11 protein-coding genes are annotated in these 14,779 nt (G+C 57.5%); 4 read left to right on the top strand and 7 right to left on the bottom strand.

The annotated features are described in order from the left end of the window. Positions 1-138: 138 nt before the first annotated feature. From ispG to CLG94_RS00340, 6 genes are all read right to left on the bottom strand, one after another. On the bottom strand, positions 139-1,215 hold the full coding sequence (gene ispG / locus CLG94_RS00365; protein ID WP_107560921.1) for a flavodoxin-dependent (E)-4-hydroxy-3-methylbut-2-enyl-diphosphate synthase: 1,077 nt from the start codon (positions 1,213-1,215) through the stop codon (positions 139-141). A gap of 94 nt (positions 1,216-1,309) precedes the next feature. Then, entirely contained in the window at positions 1,310-2,443 is a 1,134-nt protein-coding gene (rseP, locus tag CLG94_RS00360) for an RIP metalloprotease RseP (RefSeq protein WP_107560920.1), read from the bottom strand. 27 nt (positions 2,444-2,470) lie between these two features. Continuing rightward, the gene (locus CLG94_RS00355; RefSeq protein ID WP_107560919.1) at positions 2,471-3,625 is read right to left on the bottom strand and encodes a 1-deoxy-D-xylulose-5-phosphate reductoisomerase; all 1,155 of its coding nucleotides are present in this window, start codon (positions 3,623-3,625) and stop codon (positions 2,471-2,473) included. Between the two features lie 1,101 nt (positions 3,626-4,726). Then, positions 4,727-5,095 (bottom strand): FtsB family cell division protein, encoded by a 369-nt coding sequence (locus tag CLG94_RS00350; RefSeq protein WP_107560918.1) that lies wholly within the window; start codon positions 5,093-5,095, stop codon positions 4,727-4,729. Between the two features lie 18 nt (positions 5,096-5,113). Next, entirely contained in the window at positions 5,114-6,538 is a 1,425-nt protein-coding gene (locus tag CLG94_RS00345; protein ID WP_107560917.1) for a phosphoglucomutase/phosphomannomutase family protein, read from the bottom strand. Next, a complete protein-coding gene (locus tag CLG94_RS00340) occupies positions 6,535-9,057 on the bottom strand; it encodes a mannose-1-phosphate guanyltransferase (RefSeq protein ID WP_107560916.1) in 2,523 nt (840 codons plus the stop codon). Before CLG94_RS00340 ends, CLG94_RS00345 begins: the two co-directional genes overlap by 4 nt. Before the next feature lie 764 nt (positions 9,058-9,821). Here CLG94_RS00340 and groES point away from each other — a divergent pair. Both groES and groL read left to right on the top strand, forming a co-directional pair. Then, entirely contained in the window at positions 9,822-10,109 is a 288-nt protein-coding gene (gene groES, locus CLG94_RS00330; RefSeq protein ID WP_018129559.1) for a co-chaperone GroES, read from the top strand. A gap of 76 nt (positions 10,110-10,185) precedes the next feature. Further along, complete coding sequence (gene groL, locus CLG94_RS00325; protein ID WP_107560915.1) at positions 10,186-11,820, top strand: chaperonin GroEL; 1,635 nt, start codon at positions 10,186-10,188, stop codon at positions 11,818-11,820. 173 nt (positions 11,821-11,993) lie between these two features. Here groL and CLG94_RS00320 read toward each other — a convergent pair whose 3' ends face one another. Then, complete coding sequence (locus tag CLG94_RS00320; protein ID WP_107560914.1) at positions 11,994-12,446, bottom strand: hypothetical protein; 453 nt, start codon at positions 12,444-12,446, stop codon at positions 11,994-11,996. Positions 12,447-12,826: 380 nt separating this feature from the next. Here CLG94_RS00320 and CLG94_RS00315 point away from each other — a divergent pair, with 380 nt between their 5' ends. Next, positions 12,827-14,047, top strand: a complete 1,221-nt coding sequence (locus CLG94_RS00315; protein ID WP_107560913.1) for a DEAD/DEAH box helicase — start codon at positions 12,827-12,829, stop codon at positions 14,045-14,047. A 107-nt stretch (positions 14,048-14,154) separates the two neighbouring features. After that, the coding region (locus CLG94_RS00310; protein WP_133174583.1) for a PAS domain-containing protein at positions 14,155-14,779 on the top strand (625 nt) is incomplete at its 3' end.

Below are 14,779 nucleotides of genomic sequence, written 5' to 3'. Positions count from 1 at the left end.
AACCCCAAATAAGAAGCGTTCAGCCATCAGCTGTCAGCTTTCAGAAAAAATAAAGGGGGAGCGAGTCGTATGCACTCCCCCGGGGAAAATGATCAGCTATGAGCAGCCAACGTGCAGCAAGAGTCTGTTGGCTGACCGCTAAGTATGGCCGTCGCCTTCTGCCAACATCTTGTTGATCTCCTCCATCAGGGCATCGGCGATCTCCGACTCCTTGACCTTGCGAATCACCTCTCCCTTCCTAAAAATCCAGCCGATCCCCTTACCGCCGGCGACCCCAATGTCGGCGCCTCTGGCCTCTCCTGGTCCGTTCACCTCACACCCCATCGCGGCGACGTGGATCTCCCTGGTGATCCCCGCCAGTCGCTGCTCTACATCCTGGGCGAGGGCAACCAGATCGATATCGGCCCTCGCACAAGACGGACAGGAGACGAAGGTCAGCCCGCCCTTCCGAAGACCGAGTGACTTCAAGATGGCTATTCCCGCCTTGATCTCCTCGACGGGATCGGCCGAGAGCGACACTCGGATGGTGTCGCCGATTCCCTCGGCAAGCAGCGTCCCGATGCCGACGGCCGACCTGATCGTTCCCACCCCCGGCGTCCCGGCCTCTGTGACGCCAAGGTGGAGAGGGTAGTCGATCTCTTCCGCCAGGAGGCGGTATGCTTCAATCATCATCAGGGGATCAGAGGCCTTCAGCGAGACCTTCATCTCGGGATAGTTCAGGTCTTCGAGAATCCGGATGTGGCGCAGGGCGCTCTCCACCATCCCCTTTAGAGTCGGCCCGCCGTCCCTGGCCAGCAGGTCCTTTTCCAGAGATCCGGCGTTCACGCCAATGCGGATCGGAATCTTTCGCTCCGCCGCCACCTTGACGATCTCTTCCACGCGAGAACGGTCCCCGATGTTGCCGGGGTTGAGGCGGAGGCCGTCGACTCCCTGATCGAGGGCAATGAGGGCGAGTCTATAATCGAAGTGAATATCGGCAATCAGCGGGATCCTGATCTGCTTTCGAATCTCGCCCAGTGTTTCTGCAGCGTCTTTGTCCGGGACACCGACTCGCACGATGTCACACCCGGCTGCCTCCAATGCCCAGATCTGATCCACCGTGGCCCGGACGTCCCGCGTATCGGTCTTCGTCATCGATTGGACAGTCACCGGCGCGTCACCGCCGACCCTGACTGGTCCAACCTGAATCTGCCGTGTCTTACGTCTTTCAATCATGATTCACGTTCAAGAAAGTACAATGTTCAACGTGCAAGGTTCTCAACAACCAGCATCGTGAACTCCAACCTTGAACTTTGAACTTCGAACGATCTCACTGTTTTCCAAGCAGGCGGAAGATATCGTTGTAGAAGGCAAAAATCATCAGGGCCACCAACATGGCCATTCCAACCTGCTGAGCCATCTCTCGCTTCTGCAGGCTGACTGGCTTACCGCGAACGGCTTCAATCAGCGAGAAGAGCAGGTGCCCCCCATCCAGAATAGGGATCGGCAGCAGATTCAGGATTGCCAGGTTAATGGATAGGACGGCGGTAAAGTTCAGGAGATACAAGATACCCAGGCGCGCTTGCTGGCCGGCCATCTGCGCCACCAGGAGCGGTCCACCAATCGTCTTGGCCGGGACAACACCCTGGATCAGCTTGACAAAGGTGAGCAGGATCAGGCGGCTGAGATCGTACGTATGAGAGATCGCTCTGCCGAATGCGCTAAGCGGATTGGCTTTGGCCATAACGATGTTTTCGGCCTGTGAAATCCCGATTCGTCCAATTTCCTCTTCTTCTCCAAATATACTCTTTACTCTGTCAATTTTCGGATGGACAGTGACATCGAACTTAGTTCCTTCCCGTTCTACTGTTAGCTGAACAGGTTGACCGGCGCGCTTGGAAATCCTCGCTGGTATGTCTTCCCAGCTATCGACCGGATTCCCGTCGATTGCCAAGATTCTGTCGTCGGTTTTCAGTCCTGCGGTCTGGGCTGGGTATCCCTCCAAAATCTTGCCAATTCTGGTAGAAGGGACCGGGACACCACTGATCGTGAAGATAACCCAGAAGATGGCGACGGCAAGGAGAAGATTGGATCCAGGGCCGGCCAGGATGATCAGCGAGCGCCACCCGACCGATTTTGCGGAAAACGATCTTTCCGGGTCGGCCACCTCTTCCTTGGGATCCTCACCGTGCATCTTGACATAGCCGCCAAGCGGGATAGCGGATAGGAGATATTCGGTCTCGCCCCGCGTTATCCCGATAATTTTTGGGCCAAAACCGAGGGAGAATTTTAACACCTTGACCCCCGCCCGCTTGGCGACCAGGAAGTGGCCGAGCTCGTGGATGAAGATGAGCCCACCCAGGACGAGGACAGCCCAAAGGAGAGAGTCGAGATGCGAAAGGAGCGGTCGAGGATCTACCACATCAAAGAGGCTGAAGGCAGCCGTAGTTACCAAGGCTATCATACCAGCGTACAAGCCCTTCTCCTCACCTTAGGTTTGCAGTGCCGCCAAGACCAGCCGTCTGGCCTCGCGATCGGCATCCAGAGCATCTTCAAGAGAATCGATCTTACGACCCTGGTGGCTGTCCATCGTTTTGGCGATGAGGGCGGGAATGTCAGGGAAAGTGATCCGGCTGGAGAGAAACAGGTCCACCGCCACTTCGTTGGCTGCGTTGAGGACGGCCGGATAGGTCCCCCCGGCCTGGAGCGCCTGATAGGCGAATCCAAGGCAGGGGAACCTTTCGTGATCAACCGGTTCGAAGGTCAAAGCCGACAGGGCGTTCAGGTCGAGGGGCGGTAGTGGAGACTGAAGCCGATCAGGGTACGAGAGGGCGTACAGGATCGGCAGCCCCATGTCTGTCACCCCCATCTGAGCCAGGATCGAACCGTCCATGAACTCCACCATCGAATGGATAATGCTCTGTGGGTGAATAATTACGTCGATCTGTTGCGGCGTGAGGGAAAAGAGCCAACTGGCTTCGATGACTTCCAGCCCCTTATTCATGAGGGTAGCCGAATCGACGGTAATCTTCTTCCCCATGACCCATGTCGGGTGCTGCAGCGCCTCTTCCGGGGTAATACTCGCGAAGCTTCCTTTCGGGCGCTGACGGAACGGTCCGCCCGAGGAGGTCAGGAGCACCCGCTTCAAGTGCTCACAGCTATTTTGTCCTCCCAGGCACTGGAAGATGGCCGAATGTTCGCTATCGACGGGAAGGATCCGAACGCCCCGTGCTCGGGCCTCGGCGATCACCAGCTCCCCCGCCATGACCATGATCTCCTTCGTGGCGAGGGCAATGTCCTTTCCCGCCTTGATGGCGGCGAGGCTCGGAAGCAGGCCAGCCGCGCCCACTATCGCGGAGAGGACAATGTCTGCCTCTGCCGCCGTGGCGACGCTCAGTACCCCCTCGTCCCCCCACCCGATCTCAACGGGTACATCTTTCACCCGATCTTTCAGGATTGTCGCACTCTTAGAGGTTCCGACAGCAACAATGCGGGGAGAGAACCGCCTGATCTGCTGTTCCAGAAGATCGATATTATCCCTGGCCGCAAGAGCCACCACCTCAAAGGAGTCGCGGTGCAGATCTATCATTGCCAGGGCCTTGACCCCGATAGTCCCTGTTGAGCCAAGTATGCTTACGCGCTTCACTGTCGCCTCTCCCCTTGGCGCTACACAATGCTAATCATCAACGGTGGACCCGCTATTCACTTGACTTTAATGACTCAGTATAGTCGGATCGTGAACCTTTGGCAAGATCTTTTGGCGCACCGACGGGCCAGTTATTAGACATGAGTGGCGCTCCCCTCTGGCGGAGTAGAGGAGTGGTCGCAACCAATTTCTCGCAGATACTAATGCATACGAGCCGAGCAGGGCGGAAAAGCGATAGAATGAGCGTCAAAACGCTCGTCGGATAGCGGCTGGTGACGTTCTAACGTGATGCGTAACTACAAGGTGTTTTAGGCTGAAGGTTGAAGACTGTTAGTCTTTGCGCACGGACTGAATCAAGGCGTCCAGAACCTTTTCGGTCTCCATCATGTTCGCGTCGCATTTAGAAAACGCCTGGCTCATCCGTGCGCGTTATTACAGTCTATCTACCTAAGTAGTTACGGAACGGCGCTGATTCTTCAATGCTGAGAGGTTTGACCGGACGGAGAGGATCGAAGGCCCTCCTGCAGGCCTTCGATCCTCTCTTACGTACGAGACAAGGCGGAAGATTCGAGTGTGGAATCGTTATTTCTGTGGCTAATCCTTAAAGACCCATCGAGCGAAAAGACCAAGAGCTATAAGCGCAACAAGCCCTCCGATAGCCCCTATCGGTGTCATAAGGATACCTATTACTACCGCGGCCATTCCTGCCATCTGCCATCTTCTCCTTTATATCCTGCGATTGTTGACTGAGCAGTGCATCGAGAATCCGCCTCAGTAGCCGAGCACCGCGCTACCGAGGAGATACACCCATGAGACCATTAACCGTTACCCCAACTACACGCCACACGCTGAGGGTACAGATTTACAAAACTGCCGAGCAATGTCAAGCGCAAAAGTCCGGTCCGAACATAAGACGTAACTACGCAGGTGTTTAGGCTGAAGGCTGTTAGCCATTGCGCATGGACCGAATCAAGGCGCTCGGAACCTTTTCGGTATCCATCGTTTTCGCGTCGCATTCAGAAAAACGCCTGGCTCATCTGTGCGCGTTCCTACAGTCTATCTACCTGAATAGGTGTTCAGGCTGTAGGCTGGCATCGCAACTCAACGGGAGGGAGCTGGCAGAGCAGTGGTTGGCCTCTGCAAACTGAACTGGTAAACGATCTCGCCCGGCTTAACCAGTCCGAGATCCTCGCGAGCAATTGCCTCGACCTGACTCGGATTGTGGGCGAGGGCCTGGATCTCCCGAGTGATCTCTTCGTTGATCTGCCTGAGCCGGCTGATCTCCTGCTGAAGCTCGGTCCTGGTTTTGCTCATCTGAAAGATCTTGACGAGGCTCTTCTTTCCGCCCACAGAGGGAGCCGCTATCAGAATCACCAGAACGACGGCGACGAAGACAATCCGCCGTTTGCGGGTGCGCTTCGCTGCTGCGAGTTCCTCCTGTGCGCTGGCGATAACCTGTCCCGTCCGCATCCTTACGCCACCACCCGTTCAGACATCGAGGAGCGCCCGCGCCGCTGTCGTCAGCTCCTCAATCTGTGCCTCGGAATGCGCGTCCAGATAGAGACGCACCACCGGTTCTGTTCCTGAAGGCCGCACGAGGAACCAACTGCCGTCCTCAAGCAGCAGCTTCGTGCCGTCCAGCGTGTTCACCTCCACTACGGCAAGTCCACCCACCCGCGCCGGTAAATCCTTCAGGCGATCAGCTAGGCGTCCTTGCTGCTCTCGCGTCAGATGGAGGTTCAGGCGGCGAGCGTAAATCGCACCCCCCACCTCGGCATAGAGCGTATCGAGAAGGCTCTGGACGCCGGGGCCACCGGCTATGGCTACCATTTCCGCTACTAGGAGGGCGGCGAGAATTCCGTCCTTTTCCGGCACGTGACCCCGGATTGACAATCCGGCGCTTTCCTCGCCGCAGAGTGCGACCTTTCCCTGGGTGATGAGTTCACCGAGGTATTTGAAACCGACCTTGGTTTCATACACCGGGACCGCCTGCAGTCGGGCCACCGCATCGACCAGATGGCTTGTGGCCACCGATCGAGCTACCCCCATGCGCCATCCGCGAGTAGTGGTCAGGTGTTTCAGGAGCAGGGCCAGGATATAGTTGGGTTCGATGAAGCCGCCGTCCTTGTCAATAATCCCATATCGATCGGCATCGCCATCGGCGGCTAACCCGAGATGAAATCCGCCGGCCCGCACGACAGTCGCCAGCTCCCGGAGGTTCATCTCCGAGGGGTCCGGCGTCAGACCGCCGAAAGCGGGATTACTGGATCCGTGCAAGGTCTGCACGTCACACCCGGCCTCGCGCAGGATCTCGTCCAAGTAGCCCCTGGCGGTCCCGTAGAGCAGGTCGACTGCCACCTTCAGGCGTGCTGCCGCAATCGCTTTGAGATCTACCAGCTCCCGTAGTCGGTTCAGGTATGTCGGCCGCGGGTCGATCCGCACCACGAGTCCCTTGGCCTCTAACTCTGCGAGAGAGGGGTACTGGACCTCGGGTTGCGCCAGTAGCTCCTGGACCCTCTTTTCGATTCGATCGGTGACTGCGGGAGGAACCGAGCCGCCTGAGGGGCCGGAGAATTTGAGCCCGTTATATTCTGGAGGGTTGTGGCTGGCGGTAATGTTCAGGCCGCCTGCTGCGCCGCGGCGGATCACTTCGTAAGCGATAACGGGTGTCGGAGTATCCCGATCAGTGAGCCAGACCCGGATTCCGTGAGCCGCCAATACCGTCGCCGCCTCGGCCGCAAAGGCTTCCGAGAGAAAGCGAGTGTCGTACCCCACGACGACCTGTGGTTGATCTGCTCCCTCGTCGAGCAGGTATTCTGCGATGGCTCGCGTTACTAGGCGGACATTGGCAAAGGTGAAGGTGTCGGCGATGACATCGCGCCAGCCGGAGGTACCGAACCGGATAGGATTCACGGAGCGACCTCTGGCAGGCTACTCTTCATGCAGAGCGCGAGGACTTCTCGATACCGAGCCAAGTGGGCCTCTGCCCGCGCGAGCGTACCGGCTTCGGCGATGATGTGGAAATACGGCCGGTCTTGATCCGGATAGAGGATCACGGAGTCATTGCCAAGATGGACCTTTACCCCATCCACCAGTTCGACCTGCTCATCTGCAGTATCGGCGATGAGTGCCCGCATCGTCCCGCCCTTTCGCTCCAAGGGGCATGGGATATGCTCGTGGCACCGGAAACGCTGCGGAATGGAGCGGATCAGTTGATGCAACCGAATATCCTGAGCGGCTAACATTTCCAGGAGCTTGAGGGTAGCGAGCATTCCGTCAAAGACCGGTTGGAACTGCGAGAAGATGAAACCGCCGAGACCGTCGCCCACGAAGATGACACCCTCCTGGGTTGCCGCTTCTGTCGACGCACGCGGGGCCGTTTTCGTCCTGATGACCCGAAAGCCCTGGTCGCGGGCCAGATCCTCAATGGCTGAGCTGGCGGTGATGGGAACGCCGATCACCCCCGGAGGATGGGTCCGCATTACCAGTAGGGCCATGAGGGCTAATGCCAGGTCATCGCTCAACAGGTCGCCATTGTCATCCACAACGAAGATCTTCTCTGCCCCGGTATCAAGCATGATCCCCAGGTCAGCTCCCAGACTTCTGACAATCTCCGACAGTTGCTGCAATGAACGATGGAAGCCCTCCGCGCTCTTGGTGATTCTACCCGGATCCAGGTACGCGTTCAGCGCAATCACCTCACACCCCAACCTCCCGAGGATCTGGGGGAAGATAATGGAGGATGAACCATAGGCGTAGTCGATCACGATCCGGAAGCCACGACCGCGCAGCGCACCCCGATCGATAACGCTCAGCACCCCCTCCTGGTACAATTCCACGTCGTACACAGGGAGAGAGAGGTGGCCAATCTCATCGACCTTCGCGCGGCGGAAGTCTTCCCGAAAGAAGGATCGTTCGATGCTCTTTTCCCAACTGGACGAGATATCCATTCCGCGCTCATCAAAGAATTGGATGTCGATCAGCTCGGGATCGAAGGGGGACTTTCGGACGTGCACACCACCCACCGCACCGCGAGCGCCCATCTGGTACCGGACCACCGGGATAGGGACGATGCGAAAATCGTGCACATCCACGCCGGCGGAGTGGAGGCCACAGATGATCGCGCGCTTGACCATGTGAGAGGCCTGGTGACAATCACGGCTGGTGCGGACGATCGCTCCCATCCGGAGAGTTGCCCCAAAGCAGGCCCCGAGCTTGGCCGCAAACTCAGGCGAGATCTCAAGATTAGCCAACCCGGTCACACCGTAGGCCCCGAACAGAGAACGGGACCACTTCTGCCCCCAGACCAAACTGGTGGCCAGGATGGCCCCGTCCTCCACCACCTTATGGGGCCAGACCTTCACGTCGGCCTTGACCACTGACCCCTCGCCGACCTTACACTGATCACTGATTAACGCACCCTCAAAGAGGTGAGCGTGCGCCTTAATCTCGCTTCCACGGCCGACAATGTTCTCCTTCAGGATGGCGCGGGGGCCGATAAAGACGTTATTCCAGAGGACCGATCCAACGATGACGGCCCCCTCCTCGATGACGCAGTTGTCGCCGATGACGCTGCGGGTGATATGAACATTTGGCCCGACCTGCGTGTGTTTGCCGATCAGGACGCCGCCCTTCAGCGACGCGGTGAAATCGACGCGACTCCCCTCCCCAAGCCAGATCGGCTTGTCAAGTCCCTCCACCAGCTTCCCTGGAAGTGCGACCTTCACCATACCGGCCAGGATATCCCGATGCGCAAGGCGGTACTCGATCAGATCGCCCACGTCCTTCCAGTACCCGGTCGCCACATAGCCGTATAGCGCGCGGCCCTCATTCAAGAGCTTCGGGAATAGATCGCGGCTAAAGTCGAACGACTTCCCAGGCGGGATCAGATCGAGTACCTCGGGCTCGAGGATATAGATTCCGGTATTCACGGTATCGCTAAAGACCTCGCTCCAGCTCGGCTTCTCCAGGAAGTGTGTGACGCGGCCGTCGTGAGACGTGATGACCACACCGTACTGGAGCGGGTTCTCGACCCTGGTTAAGACGATGGTGGCTAGGGCGCCATGATCCTTGTGAAACTTGACCGCCTCCGTGAGATCAAAATCAGTGAGGAGGTCGCCACTGATGATCAGGAAGGTATCGTCGAGAAAGGCCTCGGCGTTTTTGACCGCTCCGGCTGTGCCGTAGTCCTCGGTAGCAGTGGCATAGACCATCTTGACGCCGAATTCGCTACCGTCGCCGAAGTAGCGCTCGATGACCTCTGGCTGGAAGTAGAGGAGGGTGATGAGATCGTCAAAGCCGTGATTCTTGAGCAGTGCCACAATATGCTCCATCATCGGCTTGGTGGCCATTGGGATCATCGGCTTGGAGATGCTGATCGTTAGCGGACGCAGTCGCGTTCCGAATCCGCCGGCCATAATAACGGCTTTCATACGCCTTCCTCTGAAAATGTCTATGGCGTCTATCTGGTCTATCTCGTCTGTTTCGTCGTTTGGTCAAGACCAAACGGACCAGCTAAACCAGATAGACCAAACAGACCAGATAGACCAAACAGACCAGATAGACCAAACAGACCAGATAGACCAAACAGACCAGATAGACCAAACAGACCAGATAGACCAAGTTGTCGAAGGAGTATAGGTTCCAGCGCAGAATACTGTCAAGACCATTATCGACTGAAGGGAAACATTGGGCGCGCGTGGGTGGATTAAGCGATAGGTCTCTGCGGCAGTGGAGTGAAGAATGGAGAGAACCGCTTCAGCACATTGAATGAGAGCGAGAGTTTTGTGAGCGGGTTCCTGCCTGAAGCGACATTGATCCGGCTCATGTGGGAGACTCCTTCGGGCCCTCTGTCGAGCCTAAAATACAGATCACCATAAAGAACGTATGCGTGTTTCAGCGATAAATAGCCCAATAATTGATTAACTGCTTAGAATGGCGATTATTGCCACTTTTTATCCGAATATATCCGATCATTTGTCCTTGCGAATGAGGGTCAAAGCGCCTATACTCCATTAGCACTCACTCAAGGAGAGTGCTAACAGAATCGTTGTGAGTGTGAGATCGTTGTTGGGTGCGTTGCGGTAAACCGTAGTGCCTGTCTGCGTGCATCGTACAGTCAGGGGGTTGCTGGGGCATATCTGCTCCGCGCCTGCCTGTCGGCAGATAGCAGACAGGGAGAAAGGAGTAAGGGATCGTGAAGGTGAAGCCACTGCACGACAGAATCCTGGTGAAGCGTCTGGAAGAGAAAGAAACTAAGAAGGGCGGGATCATCATTCCCGACAGCGCGAAAGAGAAGCCTCAAGAGGGCGAAGTCATTGCCGTTGGCCCAGGTAAGGTCGGCGATGACGGGAAAAGACAGCCGATGGATGTGAAGGCCGGCGACAAGATCCTCTTTGGCAAGTACTCTGGCTCAGAGGTGAAGATCGACGACAAGGAATTGCTGATCATGAGGGAGGAAGACGTTCTATGCATCCTGCAATAGCAGGTTTGTAGGGCGTTGACGACGAGATCGCTATTTCGCGATCAAACATTGATATCGTTTAAGGAGGAAAGCTGATATGCCAGCGAAGCAAATACTGTTTGATGAGGAGGCAAGGCGAAAGATTCAAAAAGGAGTTGACCTCCTTGCCCGCGCCGTGAAGGTAACCCTGGGTCCCAAGGGGCGCAATGTTGTGATCGATAAGAAGTTTGGCGCCCCAAATATTACGAAGGACGGGGTCACGGTGGCCAAAGAGATCGAGCTTGAAGATAGCTTTGAGAATATGGGCGCCCAGATGGTGAAGGAGGTCGCGAGTAAGACCTCCGATGTGGCCGGAGACGGCACCACCACCGCCACCGTATTGGCTCAGTCGATCTTCCGGGAGGGAATCAGGAACGTGACGGCCGGCGCGAACCCAATGGCGCTGAAGCGAGGAATCGAGAAGGCTGTTGAGGGCGTCGTAGAGGAACTGAGGAAAATCTCCAAGCCAACCAAGGGGAAGAAGGAGATCTCCCAGGTTGCCACAATCTCGGCCAACAACGACAAGGAAATCGGCGACCTCATCGCCGATGCTATGGAGAAGGTCGGCAAGGACGGGGTCATCACCGTCGAGGAAGCCAAGAGCATGGAAACGACCCTCGATGTGGTTGAGGGGATGCAGTTTGACAGAGGCTACACCTCGCCCTACTTCGTGACCGATCCTGAGCGGATGGAAGTAGTCCTGGAGAACCCCCTGATCCTGATCCACGAAAAGAAGATCAGCAACCTCAAGGATCTCCTGCCGATTCTGGAGCAGATTGCCAAGATGGGTAAGCCGCTGGTGGTGATTGCTGAAGAGGTTGATGGCGAGGCGCTGGCCACCTTGGTGGTCAACAAGTTGCGAGGGACCCTGAACTGTGCGGCGGTCAAGGCTCCGGGCTTTGGCGACCGGCGCAAGGAGATGCTGAAGGACATCGCGGTCCTGACCGGCGGTGAGGTACTCTCTGAGGAGCTGGGGGTCAAGCTGGAGAACATCCGGCTGGACGATCTGGGCAAGGCGAAGAAGATAGTGATCGACAAGGAGAATACCACCATCATCGAAGGGTCCGGCTCTCAGAAGGAGATCGAGGCCCGCATCAAGCAGATCCGGACCCAGGTCGAGGATACGACCTCGGACTACGACAAGGAGAAGCTGCAGGAGCGACTGGCCAAGCTTGCTGGCGGCGTGGCGATCGTCAAGGTCGGAGCGGCCACCGAGATTGCCATGAAGGAGAAGAAGGCCCGCGTTGAGGATGCGCTGAACGCGACTCGTGCGGCTGTCGAAGAGGGAATCATTCCGGGCGGCGGCGTGGCTTTCCTTCGGGCGTCGAGGGTGATCGAAAAGCTGGGCCTCAAAGGCGACGAGAAGATTGGCGGCGACATCATTCGGCGAGCACTGGAGGAGCCGATCCGCCAGATCGCAGAGAATGCAGGGGTCGAGGGCTCGATTGTCGTCCAGAAGGTCCGAGAGAAGGATGGTTCGTACGGTTTCAACGCTGAGACGGAGACGTACGAAGATATGATGGCGGCCGGGATCATCGACCCAACCAAGGTGGCTCGAATTGCGCTGCAGAATGCGGCGAGCATCGCCTCACTGATGATCACCACCGAGGCGATGGTGACCGATATTCCGGAGAAGGATAAGATGCCGGCGATGCCGCCAGGGGGTGGTCACGGTATGGGGGACATGTACTAAGAAGAAGCCATCAGCTTTCAGCGATCCGGCTAGAAAAGTAGGTCGATAGACTGAAGGCTGAAGGGAAGAAGAAAAGCCCCAGGGGATGTTTCCCCTGGGGCTTTTTATTTCCTGAGACTGAAGACTGAAGAAGCTAAGCCTAATAGCCTTCAGCCTTCAGTCTAAAGGCCTAACTAGCCCTTCTTTACTTCCTGATGTGGTCCGTTATGGATCTTCTCATCAAAGAGGGTAATCTTCCAGGCTTCTCCGACCAGATCTATGAAGAGGGCGGTCGTCTTGTAAATGGGCTCGGCATCCTTTCTCGTGATAGTGATCAGATACAGGGCGTACGAATGCTTCCCCTCCATACTCTTTTCCTTCAGGAAATACGAGATCTCCTGGCCCGCGTCCTTTTCCTTTGAAGCGTCCACAGCAGGAGATCCGGGCGCCGGATCGATCTTCTGGGCCGTCTCAGGTGTAGCCAACGCCGCCGCCTCCTTGATATTCGCTTTATGATAGTACAGATCCATAAACTGCTCTGCCACGGTTATTGGATCCCCTTTCGCTACCCCTCCCTCTCCCCCGCAGCCGGTAAGGAAAAATAGGGATAGGATGAGCGTTCCTGTCGCAATGTTTCTGAGCTTCACTTGTACCTCCGTAGAAAGTTAAAGGGTTAGGACAAACTCTTGTTCCGCGTAACGCTTCCCGGACGGCGAGCCATTGAAGGGGAAATCAACGGGTATGCTCCCGAAACTGCCCTTTGGCAAGATCCTTCAGCCTGCCGGGTAACATCGTTACCAGGCAATCGAATCGCTTCGGTCGTCGTCCAATCCGTTGCTATCACACACTGCATCTGCCCGCTTATAGGAAGAGCCTAGTTTTTCTATCACAATGGATTTCTCTTGTCAATCCCCATTATGAGAGGCATAATAGCCACAATCATGTACACGCCTGTAAAATACAATTGGACGACCATCGTACACCCTGCGGGAACACCTTCCGGGACTGTCCGGTACGGGAGCGGCGTATGACCTTTGACGCCTTGTCACTGCCTGGGCCGATCCGTAAGGGGATAGAGGCGGTCGGCTTTGCCCGGTGCACGCCCATCCAGGCCGAGACGCTGCCGCTCGCCCTGGCGGGGAAAGATGTCGCCGGGCAAGCCCAGACCGGCAGCGGCAAGACGGCTGCCTTCCTGATCCCCCTCTTCGTCAGACTGCTCAATTCAAAGCGCCCCACCATTCCTGGCGCCCCCCGCGCCTTGATCCTGGCCCCCACACGTGAGCTTGCCGTGCAGATCCTATGTGATGCGGAGCTGCTGGGTAAGTTCACCGGCCTGACGCGGCTCGCCGTCTATGGAGGAGTGGACTACCAGAAACAGCGGGACGCGCTCCAGCAGAACGTGGACATACTCGTCGGGACGCCTGGGCGGCTTATTGACTACTTCAAACAGAAGGTCTACGAGCTTTCCCAAGTCGAGGTACTGGTTGTGGACGAGGCCGACCGGATGTTCGACATGGGTTTCATCAAGGATCTTCGCTTCCTGCTGAGACGGCTACCACCCTACCATAAGCGGCAGTCGTTTCTCTTCTCGGCGACGCTCTCATTTCGGGAGATGGAGCTCTCGTATGAGTTTATGAATAACCCGATCAAGGTCGCCATTTCCCCCGAACAGGTCACGGTGGATAAGGTTGAGCACCTACTCTTCCACGTCGAGAAGAAGGAGAAATTCCGGCTGTTGCGATGGCTGCTCCAGCGCGAGGCATGGCAACGAATTCTCATTTTCTCGAACACCCGGCAAGGCGTAGAGCGGCTCACCGAAAAGCTGGTCCGGTGCGGCTTCCAGGCCGATCTGATCAGCGGCAGCATCGATCAGTCCAAGCGCCTTCGAATCATAGCCAAGTTCAAAGAGGGCACGCTGCCGATCCTGGTGGCGACCGATGTCGCCTCCCGTGGGCTACACGTCGAGGCGGTCAGCCACGTGATCAACTACGATCTCCCCCAGGATCCGGAAGATTACGTCCACCGGATCGGGCGAACGGCGCGGGCCGGGGCGGCCGGCAAGGCGATTAGCTTGGCTGACGAGGAGTACGTCCTGTCGCTCGACGCGATCGAGCAGTACATCGGGTTCAAGATCCCCGTGCAGTGGCCGGACGAAGCGGTGTTCGCCTCAGGGGTGGCTGCCTCTACACCGACGGTCCGTCACCGCGCCCACCAGGGCAGACAGGCGACGTCGACCGAAGACCTGTGAGCCCCCCCTCCCACCCCTACAGAAAAGTGGAACGAGAGTTGCTAGCTTGCTACATGTGCCCGGTGACAGGCACGAGGGGCAGGCGCACATAGAGGGGACACGGCAGGATGACGCTAAAGCGCACGGTGCGGTTTGAACCGCTGGGGATCACGATTGAGTGTGAGGCGACCGAGCCGATCCTGCACTACGCGCTCCGGCAGGGGCTGCGCCTCGTCGATACCCGCTGTGCGGAGGGCGACTGCGGCGGGTGTAAGGCCATGGTCCACAGTGGCCAGATCCACCGGGTCGAGCAGCCGCGCCCGATCCTCTCGGCTGCAGAGCAGGCCCAAGGCCACGTGTTGCTCTGCCGTACCCACGTCAAGAGCGATCTGGTGGTTGAACTGCTGCCAGGCTCTCTCCTTACGCCGTCGCAGCGTCCTGATCCGTTTGATCGGCACCACGCCGCCGAGAAGCTCTTAGGGCCCTTCATCGTCGCGGCCGCAGATCACCTGAGCGATGGCCTGCTGGTGCTCGACGACCAGGGGCGTCTCCTCGTGCTCAATCGAGCCGCCGCCCACCTGCTGCACGGCGATCCGTCCCAGGAGATCACTGCGGTCTGTCGGACCATCCTGGAGAGTGCGCTGCCGCAGACGTACCAGATCACCTGTGCGCCCAACGGGCGCGTCCTTGCCGCCATCGGCTTCCCCGTCATGAAGGGCCATCACGCGGTCGCCTCCGCCCTCCTCTTTCCCG

The organism is Candidatus Methylomirabilis limnetica (assembly GCF_003044035.1).
Taxonomy (GTDB): domain Bacteria; phylum Methylomirabilota; class Methylomirabilia; order Methylomirabilales; family Methylomirabilaceae; genus Methylomirabilis; species Methylomirabilis limnetica.
The sequence above is the reverse complement of the archived record's forward strand: the minus strand, read 5'-3'. Positions and strand labels throughout refer to the sequence as shown.

What these genes read in the sequence shown, in the direction of transcription:
- ispG (WP_107560921.1), bottom strand. Translation starts at nt 1,215, where the DNA reads ATGATTGAAAGACGTAAGACACGGCAGATTCAGGTTGGACCAGTCAGG.
- rseP (WP_107560920.1), bottom strand. Translation starts at nt 2,443, where the DNA reads ATGATAGCCTTGGTAACTACGGCTGCCTTCAGCCTCTTTGATGTGGTA.
- CLG94_RS00350 (WP_107560918.1), bottom strand. Translation starts at nt 5,095, where the DNA reads ATGCGGACGGGACAGGTTATCGCCAGCGCACAGGAGGAACTCGCAGCA.
- CLG94_RS00340 (WP_107560916.1), bottom strand. Translation starts at nt 9,057, where the DNA reads ATGAAAGCCGTTATTATGGCCGGCGGATTCGGAACGCGACTGCGTCCG.
- groL (WP_107560915.1), top strand. Translation starts at nt 10,186, where the DNA reads ATGCCAGCGAAGCAAATACTGTTTGATGAGGAGGCAAGGCGAAAGATT.
- CLG94_RS00315 (WP_107560913.1), top strand. Translation starts at nt 12,827, where the DNA reads ATGACCTTTGACGCCTTGTCACTGCCTGGGCCGATCCGTAAGGGGATA.